The organism is Candidatus Nanopusillus massiliensis, assembly GCF_920984865.1.
In genome coordinates this window covers 482,174-482,430 of record NZ_OV100765.1, presented here as the reverse complement: position 1 = coordinate 482,430, position 257 = coordinate 482,174, and positions in this window count along the sequence as shown.

The following is a 257-nucleotide window of genomic DNA, read 5'->3' as shown; positions in this document are numbered from 1 at the left end:
ATAATTGGTTCCATTTATATTGCATATAATATCTGTTGAATTATAAGTGGCTATTTACAAATGNNNNATTTATACTATTTAAATAACATTGAGAGAAATTATAAACCTGTCCAAGAAATGCATAATTCATCATATTTTGTGCACAATTCAGNATATGCTATAATATTTGAGTTCATGTGAATAATATCTGTTGATAAATATTGAGTGGTGGTCTACTAATGATGCTGCTATAATTAATGCTGGTAATATAAACTATT